Source organism: Neobacillus sp. NPDC097160 (genome assembly GCF_044762155.1).
Lineage (GTDB): Bacteria > Bacillota > Bacilli > Bacillales > Cytobacillaceae > Neobacillus.
Genome location: NZ_JBIWDU010000021.1, coordinates 39,182 through 53,433, shown reverse-complemented (window position 1 = coordinate 53,433; position 14,252 = coordinate 39,182). Strand labels below are relative to the sequence as shown.

Annotated in this window: 19 protein-coding genes; 14 read left to right on the top strand and 5 right to left on the bottom strand. The window is 39.8% G+C overall.

Features of this window, described 5'->3' with window-relative positions; genetic code table 11:
- Positions 1–421 precede the first annotated feature (421 nt).
- The 3 genes from ACIQXV_RS24890 to ACIQXV_RS24880 all read right to left on the bottom strand — a co-directional run bounded on the left by ACIQXV_RS24890 (position 422) and on the right by ACIQXV_RS24880 (position 2,472).
- Complete coding sequence (locus ACIQXV_RS24890; protein ID WP_402963474.1) at positions 422–1,300, bottom strand: ClpXP adapter SpxH family protein; 879 nt, start codon at positions 1,298–1,300, stop codon at positions 422–424.
- Positions 1,284–1,694, bottom strand: a complete 411-nt coding sequence (locus ACIQXV_RS24885; RefSeq protein WP_402963471.1) for a globin domain-containing protein — start codon at positions 1,692–1,694, stop codon at positions 1,284–1,286. The genes ACIQXV_RS24890 and ACIQXV_RS24885 overlap by 17 nt, the downstream gene beginning before the upstream one ends.
- Positions 1,695–1,884: 190 nt before the next feature.
- Positions 1,885–2,472 carry a CYTH domain-containing protein gene (locus tag ACIQXV_RS24880; RefSeq protein ID WP_402963468.1) on the bottom strand — a complete coding sequence of 196 codons (588 nt, stop codon included), beginning with the start codon at positions 2,470–2,472 and terminating at the stop codon, positions 1,885–1,887.
- Between the two features lie 156 nt (positions 2,473–2,628).
- On the opposite strand from ACIQXV_RS24880, the gene ACIQXV_RS24875 reads away from it, so the two are divergent.
- The 4 genes from ACIQXV_RS24875 (at position 2,629) to ACIQXV_RS24860 (ending at position 5,545) form a co-directional block, all read left to right on the top strand.
- Positions 2,629–2,994 (top strand): UPF0738 family protein, encoded by a 366-nt coding sequence (locus tag ACIQXV_RS24875; protein WP_402963465.1) that lies wholly within the window; start codon positions 2,629–2,631, stop codon positions 2,992–2,994.
- Between the two features lie 146 nt (positions 2,995–3,140).
- Entirely contained in the window at positions 3,141–3,779 is a 639-nt protein-coding gene (yjbM, locus tag ACIQXV_RS24870; protein ID WP_402963462.1) for a GTP diphosphokinase, read from the top strand.
- 48 nt (positions 3,780–3,827) lie between these two features.
- Positions 3,828–4,622, top strand: coding sequence for an NAD kinase (locus ACIQXV_RS24865; RefSeq protein ID WP_402963459.1), 795 nt, complete (start codon positions 3,828–3,830; stop codon positions 4,620–4,622).
- Between the two features lie 14 nt (positions 4,623–4,636).
- A complete protein-coding gene (locus tag ACIQXV_RS24860; RefSeq protein ID WP_402963456.1) occupies positions 4,637–5,545 on the top strand; it encodes an RluA family pseudouridine synthase in 909 nt (302 codons plus the stop codon).
- 22 nt (positions 5,546–5,567) lie between these two features.
- Here ACIQXV_RS24860 and prpE read toward each other — a convergent pair whose 3' ends face one another.
- A complete protein-coding gene (prpE, locus tag ACIQXV_RS24855) occupies positions 5,568–6,308 on the bottom strand; it encodes a bis(5'-nucleosyl)-tetraphosphatase PrpE (RefSeq protein ID WP_402963453.1) in 741 nt (246 codons plus the stop codon).
- 74 nt (positions 6,309–6,382) lie between these two features.
- Here prpE and ACIQXV_RS24850 point away from each other — a divergent pair, with 74 nt between their 5' ends.
- The 3 genes from ACIQXV_RS24850 (at position 6,383) to ACIQXV_RS24840 (ending at position 9,756) form a co-directional block, all read left to right on the top strand.
- Positions 6,383–8,242 (top strand): cation:proton antiporter domain-containing protein, encoded by a 1,860-nt coding sequence (locus ACIQXV_RS24850; protein WP_402963450.1) that lies wholly within the window; start codon positions 6,383–6,385, stop codon positions 8,240–8,242.
- A 113-nt stretch (positions 8,243–8,355) separates the two neighbouring features.
- A complete protein-coding gene (gene fabI, locus ACIQXV_RS24845; protein ID WP_402963447.1) occupies positions 8,356–9,126 on the top strand; it encodes an enoyl-ACP reductase FabI in 771 nt (256 codons plus the stop codon).
- A gap of 138 nt (positions 9,127–9,264) precedes the next feature.
- Positions 9,265–9,756, top strand: a complete 492-nt coding sequence (locus ACIQXV_RS24840; protein ID WP_402963444.1) for a CotO family spore coat protein — start codon at positions 9,265–9,267, stop codon at positions 9,754–9,756.
- A gap of 178 nt (positions 9,757–9,934) precedes the next feature.
- Here the strand turns inward: ACIQXV_RS24840 and ACIQXV_RS24835 are convergent, their stop codons facing one another.
- Positions 9,935–10,450 carry a CotY/CotZ family spore coat protein gene (locus ACIQXV_RS24835; protein ID WP_402963441.1) on the bottom strand — a complete coding sequence of 172 codons (516 nt, stop codon included), beginning with the start codon at positions 10,448–10,450 and terminating at the stop codon, positions 9,935–9,937.
- Positions 10,451–10,592: 142 nt separating this feature from the next.
- Between ACIQXV_RS24835 and ACIQXV_RS24830 the strand changes: the two genes are divergently transcribed.
- From ACIQXV_RS24830 to spoVIF, 7 genes are all read left to right on the top strand, one after another.
- Positions 10,593–10,949, top strand: a complete 357-nt coding sequence (locus ACIQXV_RS24830; protein ID WP_402963438.1) for a DUF1360 domain-containing protein — start codon at positions 10,593–10,595, stop codon at positions 10,947–10,949.
- Positions 10,950–11,279: 330 nt separating this feature from the next.
- Entirely contained in the window at positions 11,280–11,747 is a 468-nt protein-coding gene (locus ACIQXV_RS24825; protein ID WP_402963435.1) for a YhcN/YlaJ family sporulation lipoprotein, read from the top strand.
- A 16-nt stretch (positions 11,748–11,763) separates the two neighbouring features.
- Positions 11,764–12,246, top strand: coding sequence for a stage V sporulation protein AC (spoVAC, locus tag ACIQXV_RS24820; protein WP_402963432.1), 483 nt, complete (start codon positions 11,764–11,766; stop codon positions 12,244–12,246).
- Positions 12,247–13,272 (top strand): stage V sporulation protein AD, encoded by a 1,026-nt coding sequence (gene spoVAD, locus ACIQXV_RS24815; protein ID WP_402963429.1) that lies wholly within the window; start codon positions 12,247–12,249, stop codon positions 13,270–13,272.
- A gap of 4 nt (positions 13,273–13,276) precedes the next feature.
- A complete protein-coding gene (gene spoVAE, locus ACIQXV_RS24810) occupies positions 13,277–13,633 on the top strand; it encodes a stage V sporulation protein AE (protein WP_402963426.1) in 357 nt (118 codons plus the stop codon).
- Positions 13,634–13,739: 106 nt separating this feature from the next.
- The gene (locus ACIQXV_RS24805; protein WP_402963423.1) at positions 13,740–13,865 is read left to right on the top strand and encodes a YjcZ family sporulation protein; all 126 of its coding nucleotides are present in this window, start codon (positions 13,740–13,742) and stop codon (positions 13,863–13,865) included.
- A gap of 130 nt (positions 13,866–13,995) precedes the next feature.
- Positions 13,996–14,250, top strand: a complete 255-nt coding sequence (gene spoVIF / locus ACIQXV_RS24800) for a sporulation-specific transcription regulator SpoVIF (protein ID WP_402963614.1) — start codon at positions 13,996–13,998, stop codon at positions 14,248–14,250.
- Positions 14,251–14,252: the final 2 nt, after the last annotated feature.

The following is a 14,252-nucleotide window of genomic DNA, read 5'->3' as shown; positions in this document are numbered from 1 at the left end:
CTACTATGTCTATTGTCCATTCCGTGAATATATGACTTTTTCCCGCATTAACGGGCAGTAAGCCCCCTTCTTCAAGACTTTGATGTATAAAGGATAATCGGGGGGCAACTGCCCGTAAAAGCCCGATTGGTTCAACTAACCATCAGTGGGGGAAAAACTCCCCACTGATGGAAGTTTCACTTTATGACAATATTGTGAAATAAAGCACATACTTATTGTCAGAAGGTAAAATCGCATGGTATATTTAATGCGTGAAGTTGATCACTACAAACATATACCCCTTTGTTTGACCGTGAAAAATTTCTCCCATCCCCTTTGTTCGTATTAATAGAAAAATGCCTTGCAGAGCTAAATGCTGCAAGGCATTTTCGTTTTCACGAATGAATTAAGAAATGTCGGTTCACGACAAACCGACATTTGATTAATCTTCAATATATCTCCAAAATGTTCCGTATTTTGCAGGAATTTGTTCCACTACTTGCTTTAACAGCAGCTTTTTCATTTCCCGTTCAATTTGCGTAATTGACATATTGTACACAACGGCAATTTCTTTTGAAGCCACAAATTTAAAAAACATCATAAACGTTTCTAAAGGCGGCGGTGAAGATTTTACAGGCTTTTCAGAAAGCATTTCTTCTAATATTTGAACATACACCTCGTATGGATAGGAACCGGTAATTTTGATCCCTTCATCCTCTGAATTTTCATTAAAGAATACGAGAGTAGGAATTTCAAAAACATCCATTTCAGAAGTAATTTTCAAATCACATTGGAAGGCTTTGGCGGCACTTTCAGAATGAATATCTGCCATGAACTCTTCTACATCCAATCCTGAATGGTCGGCACACTCTTTTAACACCTCAAGATCAGAAGTATTTTGCTTTTCTAAAAATAACATTTCTTGAATTCTACGAAGAAAACGAAAGCCGGCGCGCCTTCCTTGTAATTCAGCTGCTTTTAGGGCGATTGAAACGGTATAAGGATTATCCACTGGATTCTCTAACCACAAGCTGCCATCACATGACATTCCCGTTCTGCTTGCCGTCTTTTCCCAAAGGTGTGCAATATTTTCATAGTTCTTTTTTTTACTTAAATTTAAATCGGCTAACCGACCGCTTAAAACATGTTTTATTGAAAAATATCGTCCATATTCAATTTGCAATTTTTTTAAAATCGGCTCAAGTGCCCAACATTCAGGGCATAGAGGATCAATAAACATATAAATTTCAATAGGTTTTTTATCACTGCCGCTGCAACGCTTCTTGGAGCCGGGCAATTTAGAATTACTCACTATTTTCACCTTGTATCTCGCCTTCATCAGGCGTGTTAATCATATGCTGCGCTGTAAGATGAAGCCGATAGTAAAATTCATCTCTAAGTGGACCTTGTAAGCCAATCATATCCATTGCGTTTTTCATACAAGATAACCATGCTTTTGCACGTGTTGCTGTAACGGGAAATGGCAAATGACGCGCACGCATCATCGGATGTCCATGCTCCTCTGTATAAATCGGCGGACCGCCTAAATATTGTGTTAAGAATTGTTTTTGCTTTCTTGCTATTTCTGTAAATTGATTCGGGAATATTGAAGCAAGATCAGGATGTTGTGCAACGAGGCCATAAAAAGTGTCGACAAGACGGTTTAATGTATCTTCACCAATGGCCTCAAATGGTGTAAGCTTTTTCTCAATCATGTTGACAACCCCTTTAATGTCTTTTGTATTCATATTTTAACAATGCCTATTTCATATCTCAAATGAATTGCCTAGAAAAGGGTTATTTTTAAGCTAAACACGTTATTAATGTACACAATGTGTTAGTTTCTTAGTGAAAAGAGGAGGAACTAATCAAATGGTAAAAAGCTCCTTTTTTAATGTCGTCAGTTTATATTTCATACTGTTTGAATTTTTGATAATAAAAACGATGAATTTTATTTTCAGTTTTACGTTCTGGTATCATAAATTGTGCAAGGAGGTCTTTAAAAAATTTCAGTCCTGCTTGATAGTCTTCAACTTCATATTCTAATTCATAATCTTCCATACCAAGATAGGAACTATGGTCGAAAACAAGTACTCCATTCTTGTAGTCAATTTCAACCCTATGTGTGACCAGCGAGCCAAAATACTCCATTTTGGAAAAAGGGATTCCATTTTCCTCAATTAATTTTTGGACGATTCCGTCTGGAAGACTTCCAAGTTTAACTGCCAAAGACGTTTCATCTGCAGTTAAATTTTGATTGGTTTCAAGAAGTCCAACCGCAGCTGGCTGCTTAAGGGTCATCTCGTAAGCTCCGTCTTTTTTTCGAATTCTTAATGCGGCCCCTAAGCTCTTTAAAGCAAAATCAGGTGTATCAAAGTAGTGGTTTTCCTGAGAGAAAATTTGCGTTTCATCAATGTTGAATTCCTTTAGTAACCGTTCATATTCCTTTTTTGTGAGCATATTTTTAAATTCGATTTCAATATTTTGTGACATCGTAAGTCATCCTTTCACAAAGGTGTAATTTAATAATATCTATGAACGTTGATGACTGTCCACCTTCAGCAGCATCCGCTTATATTTAAACTGCAATCCTTGGGAGAAATGGGTGAATTATGCTAAAATAGGAAGGTGAAAGATGGAGGTAAAGAGATGAAGAAAAGAATAACAATCCTAAAGGCAATCATAACAGAAAATACGCTATTAGTAGAAACTAATGAATCCATTAATGGGTTAATTCCAGGGGGACAGATTCTTGTGGATTCTGACCAATCCTCATTCATTTACATTATGGAGGATCAGGAAGATTATACATATATCGTTTTACCTGAACATATCTGGCCGTTCCTAAAGGATGCAAATGAGGAAAAGAAACCAATATGGCTATCATTTAATGAAGAACAAATAGAGCTAATCAATTTTCATGAGGAATTAGAATATGTAATTAGCAATATTAAAGGTAATAGTAACTATGGTGATGATATGGTTAAAAAAGTTGAGGGAATCTTCACTGTCTAGCTCCAGCGCCTAGGGGCTCGAGGTCACAAGCCAATCCGTCGAGAAGGTTAAAGTGCAACCTTCCCGCCGTCTCGTCTTGTGCTGGTCGCCCTGACCAAGGCGCTTGCGCTTTTCTAAACACAATTTGTTTGCATCGAGGTGGAATCATGAAGCATTGGGATCAATTTCTAGCCCCATATAAACAGGCTGTTTCAGAGCTGAAAATAAAATTAAAGGGAATGAGAGGGCAATTTGAACTGGATTCTTCTCATTCACCAATTGAATTTGTTACAGGCCGTGTTAAACCAATCGCAAGTATTCTCGATAAAGCGAATCAAAAAGGAATTCCGCTTGAGAGTTTGGAAGAAGAAATGCAGGATATTGCTGGCATGCGGATCATGTGCCAATTTGTCGATGATATACATATGGTTGTCAATTTATTAAGAAACCGCAATGATTTGGAGATCGTGGAGGAAAGAGATTATATTTCCCATAAAAAGACGAGCGGATACCGCTCATACCATGTTGTCATTCGATACCCCGTTCAAACCATTCATGGCGAAAAGAAAATTCTTGCTGAAATTCAAATTAGAACGCTGGCGATGAATTTTTGGGCGACAATTGAACATTCGCTTAACTATAAGTACAAAGGGATATTTCCAACAGATATCCAAATGAGACTGCAAAGAGCTGCTGAAGCGGCTTTTCGTCTTGACGAGGAAATGTCGTTAATCCGCGGAGAAATCCAGGAAGCTCAAGCCTTTTTTACAAGAAAGAAAGAATTGAAGCAAGAGGAAAAAAACTAGTGAATAGACCGTCAATTGAAAGCCATTCAATACAAGGAGCATAAAAATATGAAATTTGCGATTACTTCAAAAGGAGATCAAAAATCAAACATATTGATGCACAAAATGAGGACGTATTTACTTGATTTTGATCTTATTTACGATGAGGACCAACCCGATATCGTTGTTTCCATTGGCGGAGATGGGACGTTGCTTTATGCTTTTCATCGCTATAGCAGCCGTTTAAGTAAAACTGCATTTGTTGGAATCCATACCGGTCATCTCGGTTTTTATGCCGACTGGATTCCAGATGAAATCGAAAAGCTTGTGATCGCTATTGCTAAAACTCCTTATCAAGTCGTCGAATACCCGTTGCTTGAGGTCATCATTCGCTACTCGCATGCTGGGAAGGAATCAAGATATTTAGCACTTAACGAATCCACTGTAAAAAGTGTTGAGGGGACACTCGTTATGGATGTCGAAATCCGTGGACAGCATTTTGAACGGTTTCGCGGCGATGGTCTATGCGTTTCAACCCCTTCGGGCAGCACGGCTTATAATAAAGCACTTGGCGGGGCGATTATCCATCCGTCGATTTCTGCCATTCAAGTGGCGGAAATGGCATCGATTAATAATAAGGTGTTTAGAACTGTAGGTTCACCGCTCATCCTTCCGGCACATCATAACTGTATGCTGAAACCCGTTAACCGCTCTGATTTTCAGGTTACAATTGACCACCTGACATTGCTTCATAAAGATGTAAAATCGATTCAATTCAGGGTGCCGGAAGAAAAAATTCGTTTCGCCCGCTTCAGACCGTTTCCATTCTGGAAAAGAGTTCATGACTCGTTTATTTCGGATTGAGGGAGGGGACCGGTATGACGCCTTCTCGATTTCAATTGAATTGGGTAATTGATGATAGCGATGCAGGACAGCTCATTAAGGATTTTTTAAAAAATGAAGAGATCTCTCGTACTGCCTTAACCGATATCAAGTTTAAGGGTGGGAGCATTCAAGTAAATAAAGAAGAAGTAAATGTCCGATACAAGTTAATAGCGGGTGATGTGCTATCAGTTATTTTTCCTGCAGAGCAGCCAAGCGAGGGCGTTCAGGGTGAGGATATTCCTTTAACCATTTTATTTGAAGACGAATATCTTCTTGTTGTCTTCAAACCCGCGGGTATGAATACGATTCCCTCGAGGGAACACCCTACAGGGAGTCTTGCCAATGCGCTTGTCGGTTACTATGGGATCATTGGGCTTGAGGCGACATCTCACATCGTCACCCGGCTTGACAGGGATACTTCCGGGATTGTGTTGATTGCCAAGCATCGCCATGCCCATCATTTGTTAAGCAAAATGCAGCAAAAGGGGCAGGTTAAAAGGACTTATGAGGCTTTTGCAGGTGGGTTGCTTGCAGCTGACTATGGTACAATTGAGGAACCGATTGGCCGTAAAGAAGACAGCATTATTGAAAGAGAAGTACGTGAGGGCGGTCAATATGCCTGTACCCATTACCAAGTAATTGAGAGGCATCGTCTGTTTACATATATTGAGTTACAGCTTGAAACGGGCCGTACACATCAAATTAGGGTTCATATGTCCTATCTCGGCCATCCATTGCTCGGTGATGATTTGTACGGGGGAGATGTATCGTTAATTGGCAGGCAAGCCCTTCATTGTAAGAAAATCAAATTTAAGCACCCATTTTCGGGAGAGGAAATGATCTTTACGACACCACTCCCTTTGGATATGAGTGCAATTTTAGAGGCTGCCCGGCTTTTCTAGAGGGGCAGTCTTGTCTTATTTTTCAATCAAATTGTTTAAATTTTCCCTCGACATATGGCATAGTAGAAGAAACAGAAATCAATTCCATTTCAGGGTACCTTAATGCGGTAAGCTTGCCGCCGAAAACGGCACCGGTATCGATGTTATATGTATTATTGAGGATTCGCGGCTTAGTAACTGGCGTATGTCCGTAAACTATAGAGAAATTGCCGTGATAGGATTTCGCCCAATCTCTTCTAACAGGTGAGCCGTCAGGATGCTTTTCACCGGTAATATCGCCGTAAAGAACAAATTTTTTGACTTTTACATGTGTTTGCCCGATAAATTCCTGCTTAATTCCAGCATGGGCAATAATCAGCTTTTCATTGTCGAATACTAAATAAAGTGGTGCCTTTTCATATAGCTCAATAAATTTTTTTCGAATGGATTGCTGATCTTTTTTATATAATGATTCATATTCTGCGACAGTTGTTTCGAGACCGTGGGCAACTTGTACTTTGTTCCCGAGAAAGAAGCGGTATAACTTATTGCAATGATTTCCGGGTGTGTAGTATGCCTGTTTAAGCCTGATTACCAGCTCCCATACAAGCTCAATCACCTTTATAGATTCTGGCCCTCTGTCAGTTAAGTCACCAACGAAACCGAGCACCCTGTTTTCAGGGTGAACGGGGATTCCAGTTTCCCATCTGTAGTCTAGCTTTAACGTAAGCTCCTTAAATTCCGTAAAACATCCATGGATATCACCGATTATATCAATTTTCATAAGATGGCACCTCCTGTTTATTAGTTTTTGTGAATAAGTTTATTTTTATTATTAGATTGAGAGGTGGTACAAAAATGGAACAACATGTATCCGTCATTTCTTTACTTGTTGTTGTGACAATGGCATTTTTGACTCCAATAATCCTGCATCGATTTAAATTGAATTTTATCCCCGTAGTCGTTGCTGAAATCATTATGGGTCTGATCATTGGAAAAAGCGGCTTCAATGTCGTTCATCAAGATGTGTGGCTCTCCACTCTTTCGACGCTCGGCTTTATTTTTCTTATGTTTTTAAGTGGACTTGAAATAGATTTTACTGCTTTTACTGGCAGCAAAAAGCGGGAGGTCCTCCCAAATGGAAAAAAGGAACCAAATGCCTTTGCTGTTGCAACGGCCATTTTTACGGGAATCTTTATCTTTTCTCTTGGACTGTCCTATTTCTTTGTCATGGCAGGTTTTATCGATAATGCCTTCTTAATGACATTGATCATTTCGACTATTTCATTAGGTGTGGTTGTCCCAACCTTAAAAGAGGCCCACCTAATGAAAACAGTAATCGGGCAAATTATTTTACTGGTTGCCGTCATTGCTGATTTAGTAACCATGATTTTACTTGCCATATTTGTCTCACTTAATGAAGCGGGGCATGGAAATACATGGCTGCTTTTGATTTTGTTTGCAGCAGGTATCGTCCTTTATTTTGTTGGAAAAAGGTTTAAAAATCATACCTTTATCGAGACATTATCGACAGGAACTGTACAAATCGGAACAAGAGCCGTGTTCACACTTATTATTGTATTAGTCGGTTTATCCGAAACAGTCGGTGCTGAAAACATCCTCGGTGCCTTTTTAGCGGGAGTTCTCGTATCGTTATTATCTCCCAACCAGGAGCTTGTACATAAGCTGGATTCCTTTGGATATGGGTTTTTAATTCCTATTTTTTTCGTGATGGTTGGGGTAAATCTCGATATTTGGTCGCTTTTTAGTGAAAAAAAGCTTCTGCTTTTAATCCCGCTCTTATTGATTGGGCTGCTCCTATCAAAGCTTGTACCGGTATATCTTTTAAAAATCTGGTACGATGTAAAAACAGTTATTTCTTCCGGCTTTTTACTTACTTCCACCCTTTCACTCGTCGTCGCTGCAGCAACGATTGGAGAAAGGATTGGGGTTATTACTGAGCACATGAAGGGGACACTTATTCTTGTGGCTGTCATCACGTCCATTTTTACACCAATTGTTTTTAAAAAGCTGTTTCCTAAGGAAGCTGCAGCAATCAAAAAAGTCAATGTCGCTTTCTTAGGAGCAAATCAGGTCACACTGCCGGTATCATTGGAGTTAAAGTCCGGACTTTACGATCCGATTCTTTATCATACAAAGATGGAAAAATCCGAAAAACAAATTGCCAATTCCTTATTTAACATTGTGGAAATCCCCGATTATTCAATCGAAACGATTGCAAAAACGAAGGTGTATCAATCAGAGGTTGTGGTCATTTCAACCGGGGATGAGAATTTGAATGCAACACTGTCGATTGCGGTGAAAGAGAATCGAGTACCAAGAGTTATCGCTCGAATTGAAAGTCCTGATTTAGAGCAAAGTCTGCGTGAGCATAAAATCGAAGTGTTCTCTGCCTTTAAATCTTCGAAGACGCTTCTCCGGGCGTTAATCGAATCACCAACCTTGATTAACATCCTCACGAACGAGGAGGAAGGTCTTTTTGAAATTGTCATGCTGAATACACAGTTTGAGGGGATGCCATTACGAAGATTTCCCTTTACGGGTGATATCATTTTTGTGAGGATTTTTAGGGAAAAGGATTCGATTGTACCCCATGGTGACACAGAATTGCAGATGCATGACCGTCTGATCGTAACCGGCTCGAAGGAATATGTAGCCGAGTTGAAAAGGGAATTGGAATTTTGCGAAACATGTTAAAAATGTAAAGATCTTTTTTGAAAAATCACATGCTTTTCATTTGTGACGATTTAGTGTAAGATTAGTACCAAGTACTAATAACTTGTATTTATAGTGTAGGAGGACTTTTTATAATGAATCTTTCTTTAACAGGAAAAACATTTGTCGTAATGGGTGTTGCCAATAAACGAAGTATTGCATGGGGAATTGCCCGCTCACTGCACAATGCGGGAGCAAGATTAATTTTTACCTATGCAGGTGAAAGAATTGCGAGCAGTGTTCGTGAATTAGCTGATTCTTTGGAAGCAGAAGGAACACTTGTACTACCATGTGATGTAACAAGCGATGAAGCTATTGCAACTTGTTTTGCAGAAATAAAAGAGGCAGTTGGTACAATTCATGGTCTGGCACATTGCATTGCCTTTGCAAAAACAGAGGAGTTAAAAGGGGAATTTGTCAACACATCCAGGGATGGATTCCTGCTAGCACAAAATATCAGTGCCTTTTCTTTAACAGCTGTTGCAAAAGAAGCACGCGGCTTGATGGCTGAAGGCGGCAGTATTGTAACGTTAACCTATTTAGGCGGCGAACGTGCCATTCCGAATTATAATGTTATGGGTGTAGCGAAAGCGTCCTTAGATGCAAGCGTCCGTTATTTAGCTGCTGACCTTGGAAAAGACGGGATTCGTGTTAATTCTATTTCCGCTGGCCCAATCCGTACCTTATCAGCAAAAGCGATCGGAGAATTCAATTCCATTTTAAATGAGATTGAAGAAAGAGCACCATTACGCAAAACAACTACACCAGAAGAAGTCGGTGACACTGCCTTATTCCTTTTCAGTGACCTTTCTCGTGGAATTACCGGCGAAAACATTCACGTTGATTCCGGATTCCATATTCTTTAATAAAAGGAAAAAAGCCCGCTTAAAAAAAGCGGGCTTTTGTTATGTATTCATATATTTGAATGAAATTCCTTGTGAACGGGTATAGGCATTTCGCATACATATAATGTGTAGGATTACGTTAAATAGGAGGTGTGATGCATGTCGAAAATAAGGAGTAAAGGACCGCTTTTATATGTCCATCAGCCTTTTTCAAGGACTCCAACAAATAACAACATGCAGGAAATATATACAAACAAGGAGAAACAGGAACCACAAGAAGAACTGCCACTCGGAAACGAAAACCAAAAGAAAATTTCCCTTGCGAAAAAGGAGCTTTTCCAAGAACTTATACCAATTGAAGTAGTTAAATCAGAAAATCCGCAAGCTGTCCATCAACAGCGAGCTTCATTTAGCAGGGTTAAACCCTTTAAAGAAATGGAATTAAAGGAGCGCTTAGACTACCTAATCAACTTCCCAAAAGTACTTCCCCCTGTTCCATGCAACTTTTATACCACTGAAGAAAATTATCAAGGTTACTTAAAAGAGTACGACCATCATCAAGTAACCATTCAATTCCATGATCAAACATCCAAGACCATCCCGTTCGAGGAATTAAAGGATGTCATCATGATTGGGATTAAAAAGGTTTAGAAAGTAAAAAAGCCAGCCGATTTACGACTGGCTCATTTCAGGTGGCCGCTTTTATTTTGTCCAGCTTCAGCGCCTAGGGGATCTGGGGTCTACAGCCAAGCAGGCAAGAAGGTTAAAGAGCAACCTTCTTGCCTGCTCGTCTAGACTCACGCCCATTGTCAAGGCGCTTCCGCATTTCTTAATTAAACAGTCCTAGGTTAACGTCTGCGATACATTGAACTGCACAGAAGCATCTTAAGTCGACTGTAATACAATCTCTGCTAGCGCGGAATCTGTCAACCTGGCAAACCTTTGTAAGGTCTACGCAACACTTGTCGCTGCTAGAAACAAGGTTTACCGGAGCAAAGTGTCCACTGCTATCGCGGTGTCCAGGCACTAACACACGAAGTGTAGCACAACAATTGTCAAATACTTCTTCTACGCGGAAGTAGATGGATACACAAGCATTGCCTTCGTGCGTTAAAAATGCATGAAATGGCGACCCATCAGCCGTACTTAATACAAATACCCGTGTATCAACCGGTTCTCTCCTAGCCGGTGACACCATAGCTCCTAATGGTTCGGTAAAACAACTGGAACATTCTGAAGATTCTTCTTCTTCTACAGCATTATCTTGGATATCTTTGATGGCACGAACTACTTCACACACGCAGTTACCACTGCGAAAATCGTCATGATTATTTCCACAACCCATTTATTTTTCCTCCTTATTCCGTGATATATATCTTACATTACTAACATATTTCACAGAGCGCTTTTGGGTTACGGACAATTGCCTTGTTTGGAAAAATTAGGCGGATGTAAGCAGTAATTGTAAAAGAAAGGATCAATTCGTTATGAAAATTACCTTTTTAAACTTGCTTATTTTATCACTGGCAACTTTTAGGCTGACAAGATTACTTGTTTTTGATAAAATAACCGAATTTATTCGCGATCCCTTTTTTGATGAAATAAAGGAGGAAGATGAGGTTGGGGAAATGGAGGTTTATTACCTTCCAAAGAAAACTGGGGTCAAGAAATTTTTTGGTGAACTACTCAGTTGTTATTGGTGTTCCGGTATCTGGGCGGCAGCCCTCATTGTAGCTTTATTTTATCTATCTCCAGCCATTGCTGCACCAATTTTGCTTATTTTAGCTGTTGCAGGTATTGCTTCGATATTGGAATTAGTTGTACAGTATTTTATCGAAAAATAATTCTTTCGCTGAGACAAGACATTTATTTTCTTCATATTCTAACTAGTAGGAAAAGAATTGATTAGCCGAGGGAGAGAAAAAATGAATCACAAAAAACAGAGCAAGCAAACAACGAAAACCAGTCAATCGTCAAACTCAAAAAGAAAAAAAGGCTGCGGATGCGGAAAAAAGACATCCAAGTAAAAGGTAAAACTGCTGGAGATCTGGCAGTTTTTTTTTGCAAATGTGATTGGAAAGCAAAAATTAAGGAATCTAGTCATAATTTTTGGCAATGTGAAAAAACTACTTGATAATAGTAACTTTAAAAAATGGAACAAGGAAAGGGATAAAATGGCCACAAGATATCGATTGGTTTTGCTCACTTGTTTATTTTTATTGGCAGCCTGTTCTCATAATCAACCGCAAAAGGAAAGTAAATTAGCACTGTTGAAAACGACGAATCCTAACCCGGTCATGACGGACAAAACGAAAAGCAGCAACAGGGTGGATGAAATTAAAAAGGACGTAAGCGCGTTACCTGAACTTTACGATGTTGCCGTTGTGAAGGGTAAAAAGGATACACTCGTTGTTTATAAGGTGAAGCATTTGCACCGGTTTAAAATGAAAAAAATCGAAAAGAATGTAAACAAAATGCTTGAAGAAAAATATCCGAAAGAAAACTTCACTGTATCAAGCGATTATAAGATTTTTCTGGAAACCATAAGGCTTGATGAGCGAATGAATTCCGCAAAGTTTTCACAGCAAGAGGCTGAAAAGCGTTTTAAGAAAATCGTGAAAATGACAGAAGACTTAAAGTAGGAAAGGAAGAATGAGGATGGCAACCAAGGAACAAAAACAAAATATGACTCCTCAGCAGCGGAATTATCAAGCACTGCAGCAAAAACATGAGTTAAAGAGGCCGATATTGAAAAATTGTATCAAGGCATTTTTTGTTGGCGGTCTTATATGCATGATTGGCCAAGCCGTCAGTTATTTTTACATATATTTTTTTAATTTTACAGAACAGAGTGTAGGAAATCCTACTGTGGCAACGATGGTCTTTTTCTCCATGTTACTAACAGGATTTGGAGTTTACGATCGTCTTGGGCAATTTGCAGGTGCAGGAAGTGCTGTGCCTGTTACCGGTTTTGGAAACGCTGTGATCTCGGCAGCGATTGAACACCGGACCGAAGGGTTTGTGCTAGGTGTAGGCGGGAATATGTTTAAGCTTGCAGGCTCAGTAATTTTATTTGGAGTATTCTCTGCTTTTGTTGTTGCATTGGTTAAATCGCTACTCGTTATTTGGGGGGTTTTGTAATTGCTAAGAGGGCATCAATCATGGGTTTTCGCAAATCGGCCAATGATCACAGCCACTGGTGTAACGGGTGGACCATTTGAAGCAAATGGCAAATTGGCGAATGATTTTGATTTATTATATGAAGACTTATGGATGGGAAAAGAGTCCTACGAAAAAGCACATCGTTTATTGCTTGAAGAGGCCATTAAAGTGGCCTTGCAAAAAGGGAATGTCCAAAAAGAACAGGTGCAATTTTTATTTGCCGGGGATCTAATTAATCAAATAACACCAACGAGTTTCGCCGCAAGAACGATGCAGATTCCTTATTTCGGTCTTTTTGGGGCTTGCTCTACCTCAATGGAAGGGTTAGCCCTCTCCTCTTTTGTCGTAAACTACCAGGGGGCAAAATACGTTCTGACAGGTGCTTCAAGCCATAATGCAGCAGTAGAAAAGCAATTCCGCTATCCGACAGAATATGGCGGACAGAAGCCTCCAACAGCACAGTGGACAATAACCGGTGCCGGAGCAGCCCTTGTCGAGCCTAATGAGACTGGGAAGCAGCATCCCGTGACAACCTCAGCAACCATCGGGAAAGTCATTGATATGGGCCTAACAGACCCATTTAATATGGGCGGGGCGATGGCCCCGGCCGCAGCAGATACAATTATTGCACATTTCCGTGACATGCAATTGGACCCATCACATTATGATTTAATTGTGACTGGTGACCTTGGCAGAGTCGGCCATGACACTGCATTTGAATTGCTCAACAAAAGCGGCCTGAATTTGCAACGAAAACAATTTCAGGATTGCGGCTTATTAATGTATAAAGAGGATCAACCGGTTCAGTCTGGGGGAAGTGGTGCAGGGTGTTCAGCAACTGTTTTATATGGACATCTCCTAAATCAGTTAAAAAAGGGGACGTATAAACGAATGTTAGTAGTAGCAACGGGAGCATTATTGTCTCCGCTCAGCTTTCAGCAAAACGAATCCATTCCATGTATTGCCCATGCAGTAGCGATTGAGATGAATGAAGAAAAGGGGTGAGTCAATGCTTGCAATGTTTTTTTGGGCATTTGTTGTCGGTGGGATCATCTGTGTCATTGGGCAGCTATTATTTGATGTAGCAAAACTAACTCCGGGACATACCTTAAGCCTGCTCGTCGTTATTGGAGCGGTATTGGATGGATTCGGGCTGTATGAGCCATTGGTTGATTTTGCCGGTGCCGGGGCGACCATACCGATTACCAGCTTTGGAAATTCCTTAGTCCATGGGGCAATGCAGGATGCGGAGGTGCATGGAATCATTGGAGTATTAACAGGAATGTTTCAAGTGACAAGCTCTGGAATCTCCGCTGCCATTATTTTTGGATTTATTGGGGCACTTATTTTTAAACCTAAAGGGTGAAATGTACATTTTATATCCTATATTTTGAATAGGTTGTCATGCCTATACACATTATTAAGTAATTTCATATGTTATTAATGAGAATACTTAAGTGAGGTGACAGTCTATGTGCTTTGGATATGGCGGCTACGGCTACGGCGGTGGCGGTTACGGTTACGGAGGAGGTTCTACTTTCGTATTAATCGTCGTATTGTTCATCCTTTTAATCATTGTCGGTGCAAGCTTCATTTAATAAACACTAAGCTTGCTTCGATGGAAGGGGTTGGCCTCAAAATGGGCCAGCCCTTTCTTTACCTTCTATTCACAAATTCCTTCTCCCTTCATACAATAAAGTAGTTTATGAAGGAGTGTGAGTTTTGAATATGGATAATGGGTTCTTTAAAAACATAGAAAAGAAAACGGGAGTTAACATGAAAGATATCTTTGATTTAGCTAACTCCTTACAGCATGCTAATTTTAAAGACGAAAAAACGGTCCGTAGTGTCATTCGAAGAGTTTCTCAAATTGCCAATAAACCGGTGAGTAAAGATATGGAAGATCAAATTGTTAAATCCATCATTAACGATGGAAAGCAGCTTGACTTTAATACAATCGCAAACATGATGAATAAAAAATAAAA